Raw genomic sequence first — 14,823 nt, forward strand, 5'->3', positions numbered from 1 at the left:
TGTTGTGTGAGAACTCCAACAATACGGGCCTGTTCTCATAGAGATCAATGGGTTACGTCGAAACGGGAACAGACCCTAGGGTCTGTTCCCGTTTCACATTGGCAGCCACAGAAAAGCGCAGGCCATTGCTATGACGCTTTCATAGTTTCTCTTGAGTTTGTCGAACCGAGAAGCCGCCGCCCGGAAATGCTTCAACCGGGCAAAGGCGTTTTCTACGAGATGTCGATTGCGATATAACCCTTTGTCCAGATCTGCGTTCCCTTTCAGAGAATTGCGCTTTCGTGGAATCACCACTTTGCTGCCTTGCTGCTCGACCTGAGCGCGTATCGCTTCAGTGTCGTAGCCCTTGTCCGCAATGATCACTTCTGCATTGGGCATCTTGGCAATCAACGAGGCCGCCTGCGAACAATCATTGGTCTGGCCTCCGGTCACGTCAAATGCAATGGGCAGCCCACAAGCGTCTACAGCCAGGTGAATCTTGCTGGTGTTACCGGCTCGGCTTTTTCCGATGGCCTGGTCCTGCGTGCTGGCAGCACCTGCACTGTGCTGATGAGCCTTTACATAGCTGCCATCAATGAAAACCCACTCCATGTCAGGATCGGTCATCAGCACCTCAAGCACCTTGACCCACTTGCCTGAAGCAGACCAGGCATTGAACCGCTTGTAGACCTTGCTCCAGTTTCCAAACGCTTTCGGCAGGTCTCGCCAAGGGCAACCCACACGCATGCGGTACAGCATGCCTTCAACCGTGGTGCGCAAATCTCGCTTGTTGTAGATCGATTCGTGCAGCAAAATTTCTCGAAGCTTCGGCCAGTGCTCATCACTGAGCATTAATCGGGGCATTGCAGGCTCGTATTGGTGTTGTGTGAGAACTCCAACAATACGGGCCTGTTCTCATAGAGATCAATGGGTTACGTCGAAACGGGAACAGACCCTAGCGCAGATGACCAAAAGGAGAACAGCAGTCGTCCTGACGCCTTGCCGGAAAGTCGACAGGAACCGCCGGTCGCCTTCAAGACCCACACACTACACACTAATAGCACTAAGACATCATTCGTGATGTCCTAATGTCTCTCGATGTTAATGTACCGGTGTCACATGCTCGTTTCCGCCCTTGAACGCCCCAATCCTGAAGATGCACAACTCCTTGCGGAGGTAGAGCAGACGATTACTTCAGGTGTGGGTGCGTTGCGCTTCAGCCGTGTGCTTGAGCGACGCTACCAGGCGGAAACCAGGCCACAGCGGCGCGAATTTCTGACGGCGGTGGGGATTGGTGGCAGCCTGATCTACAACCTGTTTCTGATCAGTGACTGGTTGATTCTGCGGGATGTATTTGTCTATGTGGCGCTGGGGCGTCTGTGCCTGATCACGCCGATGTTTATTGTGCTGTTAGTGCTGGCGCAACGCTTTTCCACTCGCTGGGCAATGGAAACGACAGCTGCGACCGCGACGGTACTGTGCTCGCTCATGCCCATGCTGGTGATGATTCACAGCCAGAGCCCGTATCAAATCTTTTATCAACTGGGCATGCTGTTGATCATGGCCTATTGCACCATGATCCAGCAATTGCCCCTGCGCCATGCAGCCGCCGCGATGTCATGCATGCTGATCATCCAGTTGGTGACAACCTACATTGCCAATTTCGCGGACTTTGTGATCTGGCAGGCCAATGCAGTGCTGTTCGTCTCCACGGTAGCGCTGCTGTTAATGGCTTCGTATTTTCTGGAGCGCGCCAGCCGCATGAGCTATCTGTTCGCGCTTCGCGGACGCCTGCTGCAAGTGCAGTTGATGGAGTTCGCACGCACCGATGGTTTGACCCGCCTGTTCAATCGACGCTATCAGGACGAAGTGATGACCTCGGTTTGGGAAAGCGCGCGTAAAACACCGGCGGACGTGGCCATCATCCTGCTGGACATCGATCACTTCAAATCCTACAACGACAACTATGGACACCCACAAGGCGATACCTGCCTCAAGTTGCTCTGTCAGAAAATCCAGCAAAGCGCGCATGAAAATGGAGCCGTGGCGTTTCGTTTTGGCGGTGAAGAGGTTCTGGTTCTGATGAATGGCGATGCCGGACAGGCCAGAGAAATGGCCGACGCCCTGCAGGCCGCTGTCGCGGCGCTCAAGTTGCCGCACCCGGTGCTGGGCGAAAGCGCGTTCGTTACTGTAAGCCTGGGGGTAGCGTGTGCAACCGCGCCGCAGACCACTGCCGACCACCTGATCAGCGCTGCTGACAATGCCCTCTACGCCGCCAAGCGCGCCGGACGTAACTGTGTTTGCTTTGCGTGAAATGACGCTTTGCAGGGCCCGGCTTTACCCCACATCCAGGCCGCTTTAAGCTCGTCGCGCAAACCAAGGCCAGGAGCCAGCGCATGAGCGTTCACATTGATGTCAATAACAACCCTACAGAAGAAGATCGCCTGGCGATTCTGGAACCACTGAAGCGCTTTAACGCCGAGCAAGCGGGTGACGGCAAGTCAGAGAAAGTGGCGATGTTCATTCGCGATGATCAGACCCGGGAAATTCTCGGTGGCCTGCACGCACGCATTCTTTATCAATGGTTGTTCATCGAGTTGCTGGTGGTGCCGGAGCAAACCCGGGGGCAAGGCATGGGCTCGCGTTTGATGCAGATGGCTGAGGATCTTGCGGTCGAGAAAGGCTGTGCAGGGATCTGGCTGGATACCTTCGACTTCCAGGCTCCGGATTTCTATCGCCGCCACGGTTACACCGAGTTCGGGCAGATTGACGACTATCCGCCCGGCAGCAAGCGCTTCTTTTTCCAGAAGCGTCTGCCGGTATCAGCGTCCTGACGCTTGCGTCAGACCTTGAACTTGCCTACCAGGTTGTTGAAGGAAATCGCCAGACGAGACAGCTCCTGACTTGAAGCGCTGGTCTGGTGAGCGCCAGCAGCGGTCTGGGTGGAGAGGTCCTGAATGTTGATCAGGTTGCGATCCACCTCGCGCGCAACGTGCGACTGCTCTTCGGACGCGGTAGCAATCAGCATGTTGCGATCGTTGATTTCGGCAATGCTCTGCGCAATGCGCTCCAGCGACTGGCCGGTGGCCTGAGCCAGGGATTGAGTATTGCTGGCGAGGGTACGGCTGTTACCCATGGCTCGCACAGCCTGATCGGCACTGGCCTGCACGCTGCCTATCATGGTTTCGATTTCACCTGTGGACGCCTGAGTACGAGCGGCAAGCGCACGTACTTCGTCGGCCACCACGGCAAAGCCGCGGCCCTGTTCACCGGCGCGCGCAGCCTCGATGGCGGCGTTGAGGGCCAGCAGGTTGGTCTGTTCGGCGATACCACGAATCACGTCCAGCACCTGACCAATCTCACGAACCCGCCCGGCAAGCTCTTCAACCATTGAGGTGGAGCTGCTGATCTCGGCGCTGACGTTATTGATCGCACTGACCGCATCACGCGCCTGATCACGCCCGGTAGCCGCTTCGGTACTGGTCCGCTTTGAGGCGTCAGAGGTAGACATGGCGTTACGCGCCACTTCTTCGACCGCAGCGGTCATTTCGGTGACCGCCGTGGCAGCCAATTGAATCTCGTCGTTCTGTCGCGTCAGGCCACGGCTGCCTTCTTCGGTAACGGCATTGAGTTCTTCAGCAGCCGAAGCAAGCTGATCGGCAGCGCTGGAGATCTGTCCGATAGTGCTCTTCAGGCTGTTCTGCATATCACTGAGCGCAGTAAGCATCAGGCCTGCTTCATCACGGTGAGTGCTGACGATCGGCTGGGTCAAATCGCCACCGGCAATGCGCTGCGCACTGACAAGGGCAGAGGAAATGGGCGAACTGATCACACGACTGATAAACAGTGCCAAAAGGAAAGCAGCCACGAAGGCAATGCCGATACCCATATACAGATTGAGATTGGCCGATGATTCTGTTTTTCCAGCGGCGATTGCACCTTCGCCTATCTGACGGTTGTTGGAGCCGACTATGATGTTCAGCTCACCCATCACGGTCAGATAGGCCTTGCGAACGTCGCCTTCGACCAGCGCCCTCGCGGCTGCAACGTCTCCGGAAAAGGCAACAGCCGCAGCCCGATCGACCAGCGTCTGATAGACGGGCCAGTCCTTGTCCATCTGATCACCTGCAGCGCGCTCGTCATCTTCAAGCGGTGTCGCACGATAGGTCGCGTAAGCTTTTTCTGCTTCTGCGCGATTGTTTTTCATGCTGGCGAGAACTTCATCCTTCGCGCTTTGCGACGCATCGCTGGCGGCGACCGAAAGCAAGCGATACAAATCACGATTCTGCTCGACAACATTGATGGTGGCCTCGTTGGTTTTCGACACCGACACCAGGTTGTTGGAGAACGCAAGTTTCAGGTTGCTGGCAAGCTCACCGATCCCCCGGCTGGCAACCATGCCCACCGCGAGGGTGATAACCGCGCAGAGTGCAAATGAGATAAACAGCTTGGTGGAAAGCTTGGCGTTGTAGAACCAGTTCATGGAGAAATCTCTAGTTTTAACAGCTGGCTGAGGCTGGGCTGCGGTGCTCGAGGACCGGCAGCTTCAGGCTCTGTATAAAGCGTCTATCGGCAGCATCAAGCACCACTGAAGTGACATTCATCCGATTGGCCGCCAAGGGCTCAGGGCTAATGGCGCAATGCTTTGAAACAGGCTTAAGGTAACGGCCCAGCGGTGTAACAAGAACTTCCCGCACTGACTGCGTTAGTATTTCCCGCCTACGATCAGTCAGAGCCACGAATCAGGATGCCGTCTTCGCCCGCCGAAAAACGTCCATTACCGTCCATCCTTGCCGGTCCGCTGTTACGCCGCCAGGAAGCCGGCCGCCTGGTACTGTGGCTGGTGGGCTCGCGCCCGCTCAAGCTGATACTGCGTCTGCGTCATGGCGTTGAGAATGCAGCAGATGACTTCAACGACCATTCACTGACCGATCAGCAATGCCAGATCGTCGCAGTAGGTCGCCACGCATTCATTCATCTGATCGACCTGCAACTGGAGGCCGAGCTGCCCCTGGACACCTGGATCGATTACGACCTGTTGGTAGATGGCGAACCGGGCGGTATCGCCGAGTGGGCGCCGCACCTGCTGTACGACGGTGCCCGTTATCCGAATTTCGTAGTGCGCAGCAGCATTGATCAGCTCTTGCATGGCTCGTGTCGCAAGCCACATCACAGCGCGGCCGAGGGTCTGCTCTGCGTGGATCGCCTGTTGGCCGACAACCAGGACCCGTTGCAACGCCCTGCGCTGTTGATGATGAGCGGCGATCAGATCTACGCCGACGATGTCGCCGGGCCGATGCTGCGCGCCATTCATGTGCTGATCGAACGGCTGGGGTTGTTCGATGAGCAACTCGACGGTGCTGTTGTCGACGACAGCACCAGCCTTTATGCGCACCCGGCCAGCTATTACCAGCGTGCCGACCTGCTACCCGCCCTGAAAAGCAACGACACGCTGCGTGAGCGGTTCTTTGGTGGCACCAGCAAGCCGGTATTTACCAGCAGCACCGCGGATAACCATTTGGTCACTCTGGCGGAAGTGGTGGCGATGTACCTGCTGGTCTGGTCACCCACGCCCTGGACCCTGATCGAGCCAGGCAAGCCGCATCTGGAAGCCGACGAAGTCGAGCGTTATGCCAGAGCAGCAACTGGTCGAGGATTTCACTGCGGGGCTTGAGGGCGTGGCGCGTGCGATGGCTCACCTGCCGTGCATGATGATTTTTGACGACCATGACATCACCGATGACTGGAACCTGTCGGCAAACTGGGAAGAAACCGCGTACGGCCATCCCTTCTCGAAACGCATCATCGGCAATGCCCTGCTCGCCTATCTGCTCTGCCAGGGCTGGGGTAACAATCCCGACGCACTCAACGACCTGGTCCGGCAGGTACATGAACTGAGTGCAGCGGCTGTGCGCAAGGATAACTGGCTGGACAGCACGGCCCAGGACGCGCTGATCGATCATTTGCTGAAGTTTCAACAGTGGCATTACGTTCTGCCGACCAGCCCGGCGCTGGTGGTACTGGATACGCGCACCCGACGCTGGCGCAGTGAATCGAATTTCAATCACCCGTCCGGCCTGTTGGACTGGGAAGCGCTCAGTGAACTGCAACAGGAGCTGATCGACCATAAATCGGCGATTATCGTGTCACCTGCCCCCGTGTTCGGCGTCAAGTTGATTGAGGCGATACAGCGTGTCTTCAGTTGGTGCGGCTACCCGTTGCTGGTCGATGCGGAAAACTGGATGGCGCATCGTGGCGCAGCCAACGTCATTCTGAACATCTTTCGCCATTCCAGAACCCCAGGCAATTACGTGATCCTCTCGGGTGATGTGCATTACTCGTTCGTCTACGAAATCCTGATCCGTCAGCGCAGTGGCGGGCCTCACATCTGGCAAATCACCAGCAGTGGCATCAAGAATGAATTCCCCCGTCGTCTGCTGGACACTTTTGATCGGCTGAATCGCTGGTTATACTCCCCCCGCTCACCTCTTAACTGGTTCACCAAGCGCCGCCTTATGAAGGTTGTTCCGCGCATGCCCGAGCACAGCAAGGCCGGTGAACGCTTATGGAACTCGGCAGGTGTCGGTCAGGTAATGTTCAATGAACAGGGCCAGCCGACCCTGATCAACCAACTCAATGCCAACGGTGACGCGCCTACCTGTTTCGTCGAACCGCAAGACTCCAGAGACGAGCGGTCTGACACAGATCGCGGTTTTCTGGAAAGTAACCGGGAAACAAGGGATAGTCACCGCTAAACTTATCGGCAATTGCCGGGTCGATAGTTGCTACCGGTCAGGTTTGCGGCACACCCTGGCAAGCATTATTTCCTGGAGAGCGCCCCCGTGATAACCAATCAACGCATAGCCAGACTCAACGCTTGGGGCGCGCATGGCTTCACCGCCACCGGCGTCGTCCTTGCGTTCCTGGCTACCATTGCCTTGTTCAACAACGAACCCAAAGCCTGCCTGCTGTGGCTGGGCGCTGCCCTGATCGTGGATGGCGTAGACGGCTCACTGGCTCGCAAGGTCAATACCACATCGGTACTGCCGCACTTCGATGGCTCGGTGCTGGACCTGGTCATAGACTATCTGACCTACGTGTTCATTCCGGCACTGTTCATCTATCGCTACATACCGGTGCCGGATTACACGTTGCTGCTCAGCGTATCGGTGATTCTGGTGTCGTCGCTGTTCTGCTTCTGCAACGTCGACATGAAAAGCAAGGACAACTACTTTCAGGGCTTTCCCGCGGCATGGAACGTAGTTGCCCTGTGCCTTTACATTCTGTCGCCCGCGCCGTGGCTGACGTTTATCACCATTATCGCCCTGGCATTGCTGACCCTGACGCGCATGAAGTTTCTGCACCCGTTCCGTGTGCGTCGTTTCATGCCGATCAACATCGCAGTCACCACCGTGTGGTTGTTGTCCAGCGCGCTGCTGATCATCAACCACCCGCACAACGGCCCTGTGGTCATGGGGCTGTGGCTGGCGATGTCGGCGTATTTTCTCGGAATTTGTGTCTGGAGAACGTCGCTGGAGTGGCTGGGCCGGCTTAAAGCCTGACGCCGAGGCCAGAACAAAAAGCTCGCTGATCGCATTGCGCGGTCAGCGAGCTTTTTTATGCGCGCCCTATTTGCTCTCGGCCTGCACCTCGGTAGCAGGCGGGATTTTGCCGAAGTAATGCGTCGTAAAGCAGCACAACCCCAACCCGCCCAAGGCCAGCAGGCCGCCGACAATACCGACATTGGCAACCCCGAGATGGCTGCTGACCACGCTGCCGAGCAGCGCACCGCCACCAATACCGATATTGAAGATGCCCGAGAACAGCGCCATTGCCACATCGGTCGCATCCGGTGCCAGCGAGAGTACACGCGCTTGCAAGGTCAGCCCGAAGCACATGATCGCCATGCCCCAGATAATGGTCAGCGTGCCGAGCGCTGTCGCATCGCCGGAGAGTGGCAATAGCATGAGCAGGCAAACGGTCAGCGTGCCAATGGCGGTGATCAATAGCCCGTTAGGGAAGCGGTCGCTGAACAGGCTGAAGATGATCGAGCCCATGATTCCTGCACCGCCAAAGACCAGCAGCAGAATCGTGGTCATTTCGCCGCTGAGTCGGGACACAGTCTGGGTGAACGGCTCGATATAGCTGTAGGCGGTGAAATGAGCGGTCACCACAATCGCGGTCAGTAGGTAGATCGCCATTAACCGTGGGCGTTTGAACAGGATCGGCAGGCTGCGCAACGAGCCGGAGTTCTGGCTGGGCAGCAAAGGCAGCGCGCGAGCCAACAGGAAGACTACCAGCGCAGCGATGCCGGCGATGCCCAGAAAGGTAGTCCGCCAGCCCAGGGCTTCACCCAGCACGCGACCCAGCGGAATACCCAGCACCATCGCCAGCGATGTACCGGTCGCCAGCAGGCCAAGCGCCTGAACCTGCTTGCCGGGCGGTGCGATGCGCACGGCCAGCGACGCCGTGACCGACCAGAACACCGCATGTGCAAAGGCGATACCGACCCGACTCACCAGCAGGATCGCGAAGCTGGGGGAGATTGCGGAGAGTACATGGCTGACCACAAACAGGCCGAACACGAACATCAGCAACTTGCGGCGCTCGATGTTGCGCGTCGCCAGCATCATCGGCAACGACATCAGCGACACAACCCAGGCATAGATCGTGAGCATCAGCCCGACCTGGGCGGGGGTCATCTCGAAGCTCTGGCCGATGTTACTCAGCAGACCTATCGGCACGAACTCGGTGGTATTGAAAATGAAGGCCGCCAAGGCCAGCGCGAATACGCCAAGCCAGCTACCTGCTTGCTCGTTTGGAGGTGAAGTTATCAAGAGTCGCAACGCCCTGAAAATGTTCCGACCCGAAGGCCGATCGCCACGCATGAACATGCACGCCTGACACCTGTATGGAAAACCGCGGCTCGCCCCCCACTGAAAAACCAACGCAAAAACGCTCCGCTCGACCTTCAGAATCGGGCGCAGTGTGCAAAGTGGATTATTGTGGATATGGGGAGTGAAGCCAGATGACACGAATTCTACGGACCGCCAGAGTGGATCACAACCCGTACAGTCATGACAGACTTTACAAATGACCGCCGGTCGTCAGCCGTCAAGGAAGCGCTGGCGGTTCTCGGGCGACGGCAACAGACAGTGATCATAGCGCCCGAACAGGCGATATCGGTTGAGCGCGATACGGTTATAGGCCCAGTCCCTTAGAAAGCGTGGAAAAATACCCAGCACTTTCAGCAGCGGCCAAGGCGCAGGCAGCAGCCCCATGATGTGCAGAAAGGCATCCGAGCGTACGAACACCCGATTGTTAACGATGACTGCGATGGTATGAAAATCGTCGAGCGGCAGCCCGGCCCACTTCAGCAATGCCTGCCCTTGCTCCGACTGTACGGCGGCCAAGCGCAGACGCTGGTGCGGATCATGGCGAATCAGAAACTTCACCACACCATTGCACAGTTTGCAGACGCCATCGAACAGCACGACACATTCATCGGGTTTCAGGTACGGGGCGGGGGTAGTCGTCGGCACGGTATTCACCTGTTCAGGAAAAACAGCCCTGGCGCGCCCGGAAACATGAACGCCCCGCCAGTCGAAGGACCGGCGAGGCGTTCAGGCTAAAGCCATTGCCCGACAGAATCAAACCTTGCGGACGAACTCCGACTTCAGCTTCATTGCGCCGATGCCGTCGATCTTGCAATCGATATCGTGGTCGCCATCGACCAGACGGATGTTCTTGACCTTGGTACCGACCTTGACCACCAGCGAAGAGCCTTTGACCTTCAGGTCCTTGATCACGGTAATGGTATCGCCGTCCTGCAGCACATTTCCCGTGGAGTCCTTGATGACTTTCACGTCGTCGGCTGCAGCAGCGTCTGCAGACCATTCATGGGCGCATTCCGGGCAGATCAGCAGGCTGCCGTCTTCGTAGGTGTATTCGGAATTGCATTTCGGGCAGGACGGTAAGCTCACAATGGTTCTCGCATCGAGGGGTAAAAACCATGAATTATAAAGGGCTTTTACACTTTCAGGTTGGAAGACGCTGATCCGCTGGTGCAAACCTGTCGATATAAACCGGCTTCAGCCATTGGACAGGAGCGAATACCTGAGCTAAAAAATACATCACTCTCTCCTTCGATTCCCTTCTGATCCTTCATCCCCAACGCCTGCGCCCTGCGTTGGCGGTAGCTATTGCAGCGCGCATTTACCGCCATTCACCACTTCCTGTATCGAGCACACTTCATGGGCATTCCTCATAACCCGGCGCTCGGCTATCGACCCGAAATCGATGGCCTGCGCGCGCTCGCGGTGATACCGGTCATCCTGTATCACGCGGGTTTGCCGTTATTCAGCGGTGGATTCGTGGGGGTCGACATCTTTTTTGTGATCTCTGGCTATCTGATCACCTCGATCATTCTTGCGCAGATGCTCAGCGGCAGATTCTCGCTGATCGATTTCTACGAACGGCGCGCCCGACGCATTCTGCCGGCGCTGTTCGTGATGATGCTGGTCTGCCTGCCTGTCGCGTGGTTGACGCTCGATCCGTCTGACCTGAAATACTTCGCCAAAAGCCTGGTGGCGGTGCCGACCTTCTCTTCCAACCTACTGTTCTGGCTGGAAAGCGGCTATTTCGACGCAACCGCTGAACTCAAACCCTTGCTGCACACCTGGACGCTCGCGGTAGAGGAGCAGTACTACCTGTTTTTCCCACCGCTACTGATGCTGGCCTGGAGCATGGGTCGCAAGTGGCTGATTGTGCTGCTGATCGCAGCTGCCCTGGCAAGCCTGGCGCTGGCGGAGCTGGGGGCGCGTCATAACGCCAGTAACGCTTTTTATCTGCTGCCTGCACGCGCCTGGGAATTGCTGACGGGCTCGTTCATCGCCTTCTACTTTGTCTGGCGCCCGCGTAGCGTTGATAGCGCCAGCCATCTCGATCAGGCGGCGACGCTACTGGGGATTTTGCTGATTGGTTATGCCGTGGTTTGTTTCGACAGCAGTACACCCTTCCCTGGCCTCAACGCGCTGCTGCCTGTGCTGGGTACGGCATTGATCATTGTCTTCGCCAATGGCCAGACCTGGGTCGGCAACGCGCTGAGTTCACGGGTAACGGTCCTGATCGGCATGATCAGTTACAGCGCCTATTTGTGGCATCAGCCCGTCTTTGCCTTCGCTCGTCAGCGCAGCCTGATTGAGCCAGGCCTGCCGCAGATGCTGGCGTTGACCGTGCTCTCGCTGCTGCTGGCCTGGCTGAGCTGGCGCTTCGTCGAGCAGCCCTTTCGCAAGGCAGGTGCATTCAACCGCCGTCAGATCTTCGCCTCGGCAGGCGTTGCTTCCACGCTATTTGTCGTGCTGGGGCTGGTCGGCTATCTCAATAACGGCTTTAGCCAGCGCTTCGCTGTCGATCCGGCGATGCATCAGGCATTTGTCGACCCGCAGATACGCGAAAAATGCGACCGGAACCTTGATAGCCAAGGCTGGAATGTCGATTTTTGCCTGTTTGGTCTTGCCGACAGCAACGTCGTACCGGAGATGGCTCTGTTTGGTGACAGCCACTCAGAGGCCCCGTTATCGACGTTTGACGCCGCCGCGCGGGATCTGGGCAGAACCGTCGCGCACATAGGTCTGGGCGGTTGCCTGCCCTTGCTCGGCGTGGACATCGCCAAGGGTAACTACCCTGCCGGGGTATGCGAGGCGCTGGCCAATCGCGAGTTTGAATACGTGAAGCAGCGGCAGATCAAAAAGGTCGTGCTGGTGGCACGCTGGACGCTGTACACCGACGGCGATTACGGCGAACGGAAGATGAGCAAGTATTTCCTGACCTCCCGCAGCCACCCGGAAAAAAATCGGGAAACCTCGCGAGCAGTGTTCCGGCAGGCGCTTGAAACCACGATAAAGGCCTACCGCGATATCGGCACCGAGGTATTCATCGTCGCACAGGTGCCGCAGCAATTGATCAACCCCGAGAGTCTCTACTACCGCCTGGCCCGGGACGCCTCGGACAGTGATGCGCAGAAACTGCAGCGGATCAGTGAACTGTCGGTGCCAGTCGAAAAACATGCTCTGTTGCAACGCTTCACTCGCGAGCTGTTCCTGCACGCCAGCCAGGCGAAGCAGATCAGGTTGATCACGCTGGATGACGCCTTTTGCAAGGACAAGCAATGCCTGATTGGCGATATGAACTCGTACTACAAGGACTTCAATCACCTCAACGCCAAGGGCGCAGGGCTGCTTGCCGGTCAGATCAGTCATATTCTTGACCAGTGACAGGGTTTTATCGGGCGGCATTGTCTGTAATGCTGATACCCGCACAGACGCCTGAGGACCATCGCATGACCGCCGCCAGCTTCGCCCCGTTTCAGGATCTGGCCAGCCTGCTGATCCCGCACACTCATGCAGAGAAAATCGATGGCGCGCACGACGTCTCGCACTTGCTGCGCGTCTGGAAAAACGTCTGCGCTATCCGTGACCGGGAAGGCGGCGATGCCCGTGTACTGATCGCTGCCACGCTGTTACACGACTGTGTTTCGGTCGAGAAAGATTCACCGTTTCGCTCCAGCGCTTCGCGACTGGCGGCAGCACGGGCCAGCGAATTGCTTACCGAGATGGGGTGGGACGAAGAAAGTATCGCTTCAGTTGCCCATGCTATCGAAGCGCACAGTTTCTCGGCGGCGATAACTCCGTTGACGCTGGAAGCCCGAATTCTGCAGGACGCCGACCGCCTGGATTCTCTGGGCATGATCGGCGTGGCTCGAACCTTTTACGTATCAGGGCGGATGGGCAGACAGCTTTACGAACCGAACGACCCGCATGCCAGCCAGCGCCCGTATGACGACAGGAACTTCGCCTCCGACCATTTTCATACCAAGCTGCTGCACCTCGCCGACAGCTTTCAAACCGACACCGGGACACAGATGGCGAAGATCAGGCACGACCGGCTGAAGCGTTTTCTGGATGAACTGATGGAGGAAATCGGCGCGCCTCAGCCATGATGGGTTACCTGTTTCCGATATAAACATCAGATGTCATAAAGACATCACACAACTTCCCTATAAACGGCTCTCCGAGAAGGTCTGCGTGTTTATAGGGGTTGTGTGCCGTGAAAAGATTTATGCCTCGTTTCCTGCGTCGGCAATCCACAACGCCAACACTATTGCGCCGCTTCAGGATTACCCTGCGCCTAGTGATCTGTTTCGGCCTCACTTCCCTGCTGATGGTCGCGCTGGGGGCTTTCTGCCTGCTGCAGATGCAGGAGATCCGCAATCAGGGCGAAGCTGTCGAGAGTGGTGCGCTGCCCAGTATCGCCATGGCCGATGCCATCGCCATCGGCCTGGTCAAACTGCGCAGCGAGACCACCCGGCTGATCGCCAATGCCGACGATCCAGGTGCGGTCATCAACAGCAAGATCAATGTCGAACAGCTCAAGAACGAAGTCGAGAAAGGTTTCTCGGAATACCTTGCGCGTGTTCAATCGGGCACTGAGCATGACTCTATCGTCGCGTTGCAGGATGCCTATAAGGCGTTCATGCCCGGCTTGCAGAATCAGATCACGCTGATCGAGCAGAACAAGCTGGATGAGGCCCGAATGCTGGCCAATACCATGCTCGCGCTGCAAGGCGACCTGATGGACATGCAGGTGCAGTTGCTGCGCGAGCTGAACAAACAGAGCGCTGCCGCCGCCGTAGAGTCAGCAGGCACCCGTTACGAGCAGGCGAGAATCATTGCGCTGAGCGCCATCGCCGTCGTATTGGCTCTGACCCTGCTGCTGGCCTGGCGTCTGAGCGTCAGCATCATTCACCCGGTCCGCCAGGCTTTGCACATTGCCAGCACCATCGCCGATGGTGATCTGACAGAGCACCGGATACCGGATGGCAAGGACGAGACCGCGCAGTTGCTGATCACCCTGGGGCGCATGCGCACCAACCTGCACGGCACGATTGATCAGATCTACGCAGCGGCGACGCAGCTGTCGCAGTCGGTTCAGGAGATGGGCACCATTGCCGAAGCCAGTGCGCTCAATCTGCAATTGCAGAACAACGAAATCGAGCAGGCCGCAGTCGCCGTCAACCAGATGAGTCAGGCGGCCATCGAAGTGGCAGGCAACGCCAGCAGCACCGTGACCGAATCAAAGGCGTCGACCCAGGCGGCAGCGCAAGGGCAGGAAAAACTGTCGGCGACGATTCTTTCGATCAAGCAACTGGCTGAAAACGTGCTGGACTCCTCGCATCAGGCTGAAGGACTGGCCGAGCGCACACAGAGCATCAGCAGCATCCTCGATGTGATTCGCGCGATCGCCAACCAGACCAACCTGCTGGCCCTGAACGCCGCCATTGAGGCAGCGCGGGCAGGCGAAGCCGGGCGCGGATTTGCCGTGGTGGCTGATGAGGTTCGTTCCCTGGCGCAACGCACCAGCGCCTCGACAGCAGAAATCGAAGGGCTGATCAACGGCGTGCAGCAAAGCACTCAGCAAACGGCCAGCTCGTTGCGCCACACGGCAACGCAAGCCAGCCTGACGCTTGAGCAAGCTGCATCAACTGGCGAAGCATTGACCGTGATCATCCATTCAACGGGCACCATCAACGACCGCAACCTGCTGATTGCCAGTGCAGCAGAACAGCAAGCTCAGGTCGCGACTGAAGTAGACCGCAACCTGAGCAGTATCCGCGACCTGTCGAGCCAGACAGCGTCAGGCGCGCAGCAGACCACCGTGGCGAGCAATTCGCTGTCGATGCTGGCGGCTGATCTGAACCTGATGGTGCAGCGCTTCGTGCTGTGATGACCTGCCTGTCGCCAACCAGCCGTCGCAAAAACAGACTGGCTGGCGATGCTGCAGCCT

11 protein-coding genes and 3 pseudogenes are annotated in these 14,823 nt (G+C 57.6%); 8 read left to right on the top strand and 6 right to left on the bottom strand.

Features of this window, described 5'->3' with window-relative positions:
* Window positions 1-93 precede the first annotated feature (93 nt).
* Window positions 94-843 (bottom strand): IS5 family transposase, encoded by a 750-nt coding sequence (locus AC4ANK_RS24440; protein ID WP_460382697.1) that lies wholly within the window; start codon window positions 841-843, stop codon window positions 94-96.
* A 255-nt stretch (window positions 844-1,098) separates the two neighbouring features.
* Here AC4ANK_RS24440 and AC4ANK_RS24445 point away from each other — a divergent pair, with 255 nt between their 5' ends.
* Together AC4ANK_RS24445 and AC4ANK_RS24450 are read left to right on the top strand one after the other, a co-directional pair.
* Window positions 1,099-2,292 (top strand): GGDEF domain-containing protein, encoded by a 1,194-nt coding sequence (locus tag AC4ANK_RS24445; RefSeq protein ID WP_002552097.1) that lies wholly within the window; start codon window positions 1,099-1,101, stop codon window positions 2,290-2,292.
* 83 nt (window positions 2,293-2,375) lie between these two features.
* Window positions 2,376-2,813 (top strand): GNAT family N-acetyltransferase, encoded by a 438-nt coding sequence (locus tag AC4ANK_RS24450; RefSeq protein WP_002552096.1) that lies wholly within the window; start codon window positions 2,376-2,378, stop codon window positions 2,811-2,813.
* 8 nt (window positions 2,814-2,821) lie between these two features.
* Here AC4ANK_RS24450 and AC4ANK_RS24455 read toward each other — a convergent pair whose 3' ends face one another.
* Together AC4ANK_RS24455 and AC4ANK_RS24460 are read right to left on the bottom strand one after the other, a co-directional pair.
* Window positions 2,822-3,706, bottom strand: coding sequence for a methyl-accepting chemotaxis protein (locus AC4ANK_RS24455; protein WP_404944462.1), 885 nt, complete (start codon window positions 3,704-3,706; stop codon window positions 2,822-2,824).
* A pseudogene (locus AC4ANK_RS24460) lies at window positions 3,680-4,462 on the bottom strand (MCP four helix bundle domain-containing protein); the annotation flags it as partial. The gene AC4ANK_RS24455 and the pseudogene AC4ANK_RS24460, both read right to left, overlap by 27 nt.
* Before the next feature lie 264 nt (window positions 4,463-4,726).
* On the opposite strand from AC4ANK_RS24460, the pseudogene AC4ANK_RS24465 reads away from it, so the two are divergent.
* Both AC4ANK_RS24465 and pcsA read left to right on the top strand, forming a co-directional pair.
* A pseudogene (locus AC4ANK_RS24465) lies at window positions 4,727-6,734 on the top strand (alkaline phosphatase D family protein).
* 87 nt (window positions 6,735-6,821) lie between these two features.
* Complete coding sequence (gene pcsA / locus AC4ANK_RS24470; RefSeq protein ID WP_002552093.1) at window positions 6,822-7,541, top strand: phosphatidylcholine synthase; 720 nt, start codon at window positions 6,822-6,824, stop codon at window positions 7,539-7,541.
* A gap of 66 nt (window positions 7,542-7,607) precedes the next feature.
* Here the strand turns inward: pcsA and AC4ANK_RS24475 are convergent, their stop codons facing one another.
* From AC4ANK_RS24475 to AC4ANK_RS24485, 3 genes are all read right to left on the bottom strand, one after another.
* Window positions 7,608-8,816, bottom strand: a complete 1,209-nt coding sequence (locus AC4ANK_RS24475; RefSeq protein ID WP_031596642.1) for a sugar transporter — start codon at window positions 8,814-8,816, stop codon at window positions 7,608-7,610.
* Window positions 8,817-9,086: 270 nt separating this feature from the next.
* Window positions 9,087-9,521, bottom strand: coding sequence for a thiol-disulfide oxidoreductase DCC family protein (locus AC4ANK_RS24480; RefSeq protein ID WP_002552091.1), 435 nt, complete (start codon window positions 9,519-9,521; stop codon window positions 9,087-9,089).
* Window positions 9,522-9,629: 108 nt separating this feature from the next.
* The gene (locus AC4ANK_RS24485; protein WP_002552090.1) at window positions 9,630-9,962 is read right to left on the bottom strand and encodes a zinc ribbon domain-containing protein YjdM; all 333 of its coding nucleotides are present in this window, start codon (window positions 9,960-9,962) and stop codon (window positions 9,630-9,632) included.
* 270 nt (window positions 9,963-10,232) lie between these two features.
* Between AC4ANK_RS24485 and AC4ANK_RS24490 the strand changes: the two genes are divergently transcribed.
* From AC4ANK_RS24490 to AC4ANK_RS24505, 4 genes and pseudogenes are all read left to right on the top strand, one after another.
* The gene (locus tag AC4ANK_RS24490) at window positions 10,233-12,254 is read left to right on the top strand and encodes an acyltransferase family protein (protein WP_031596646.1); all 2,022 of its coding nucleotides are present in this window, start codon (window positions 10,233-10,235) and stop codon (window positions 12,252-12,254) included.
* A gap of 65 nt (window positions 12,255-12,319) precedes the next feature.
* The gene (locus AC4ANK_RS24495; protein ID WP_002552088.1) at window positions 12,320-12,979 is read left to right on the top strand and encodes an HD domain-containing protein; all 660 of its coding nucleotides are present in this window, start codon (window positions 12,320-12,322) and stop codon (window positions 12,977-12,979) included.
* A 119-nt stretch (window positions 12,980-13,098) separates the two neighbouring features.
* Window positions 13,099-13,905, top strand: a pseudogene (locus AC4ANK_RS24500) (MCP four helix bundle domain-containing protein); the annotation flags it as partial.
* A gap of 69 nt (window positions 13,906-13,974) precedes the next feature.
* Window positions 13,975-14,763 (top strand): methyl-accepting chemotaxis protein, encoded by a 789-nt coding sequence (locus tag AC4ANK_RS24505; protein ID WP_460414697.1) that lies wholly within the window; start codon window positions 13,975-13,977, stop codon window positions 14,761-14,763.
* Window positions 14,764-14,823: the final 60 nt, after the last annotated feature.

The sequence above is a fragment of the Pseudomonas sp. Pmew2 genome (assembly GCF_058129885.1).

Bases quoted from the DNA above. Each gene is read 5' to 3' on its own strand.
- AC4ANK_RS24440 (WP_460382697.1), bottom strand. From the start codon at position 843: ATGCCCCGATTAATGCTCAGTGATGAGCACTGGCCGAAGCTTCGAGAA.
- AC4ANK_RS24445 (WP_002552097.1), top strand. From the start codon at position 1,099: ATGCTCGTTTCCGCCCTTGAACGCCCCAATCCTGAAGATGCACAACTC.
- AC4ANK_RS24450 (WP_002552096.1), top strand. From the start codon at position 2,376: ATGAGCGTTCACATTGATGTCAATAACAACCCTACAGAAGAAGATCGC.
- AC4ANK_RS24455 (WP_404944462.1), bottom strand. From the start codon at position 3,706: ATGCTTACTGCGCTCAGTGATATGCAGAACAGCCTGAAGAGCACTATC.
- AC4ANK_RS24490 (WP_031596646.1), top strand. From the start codon at position 10,233: ATGGGCATTCCTCATAACCCGGCGCTCGGCTATCGACCCGAAATCGAT.
- AC4ANK_RS24495 (WP_002552088.1), top strand. From the start codon at position 12,320: ATGACCGCCGCCAGCTTCGCCCCGTTTCAGGATCTGGCCAGCCTGCTG.
- AC4ANK_RS24505 (WP_460414697.1), top strand. From the start codon at position 13,975: ATGGGCACCATTGCCGAAGCCAGTGCGCTCAATCTGCAATTGCAGAAC.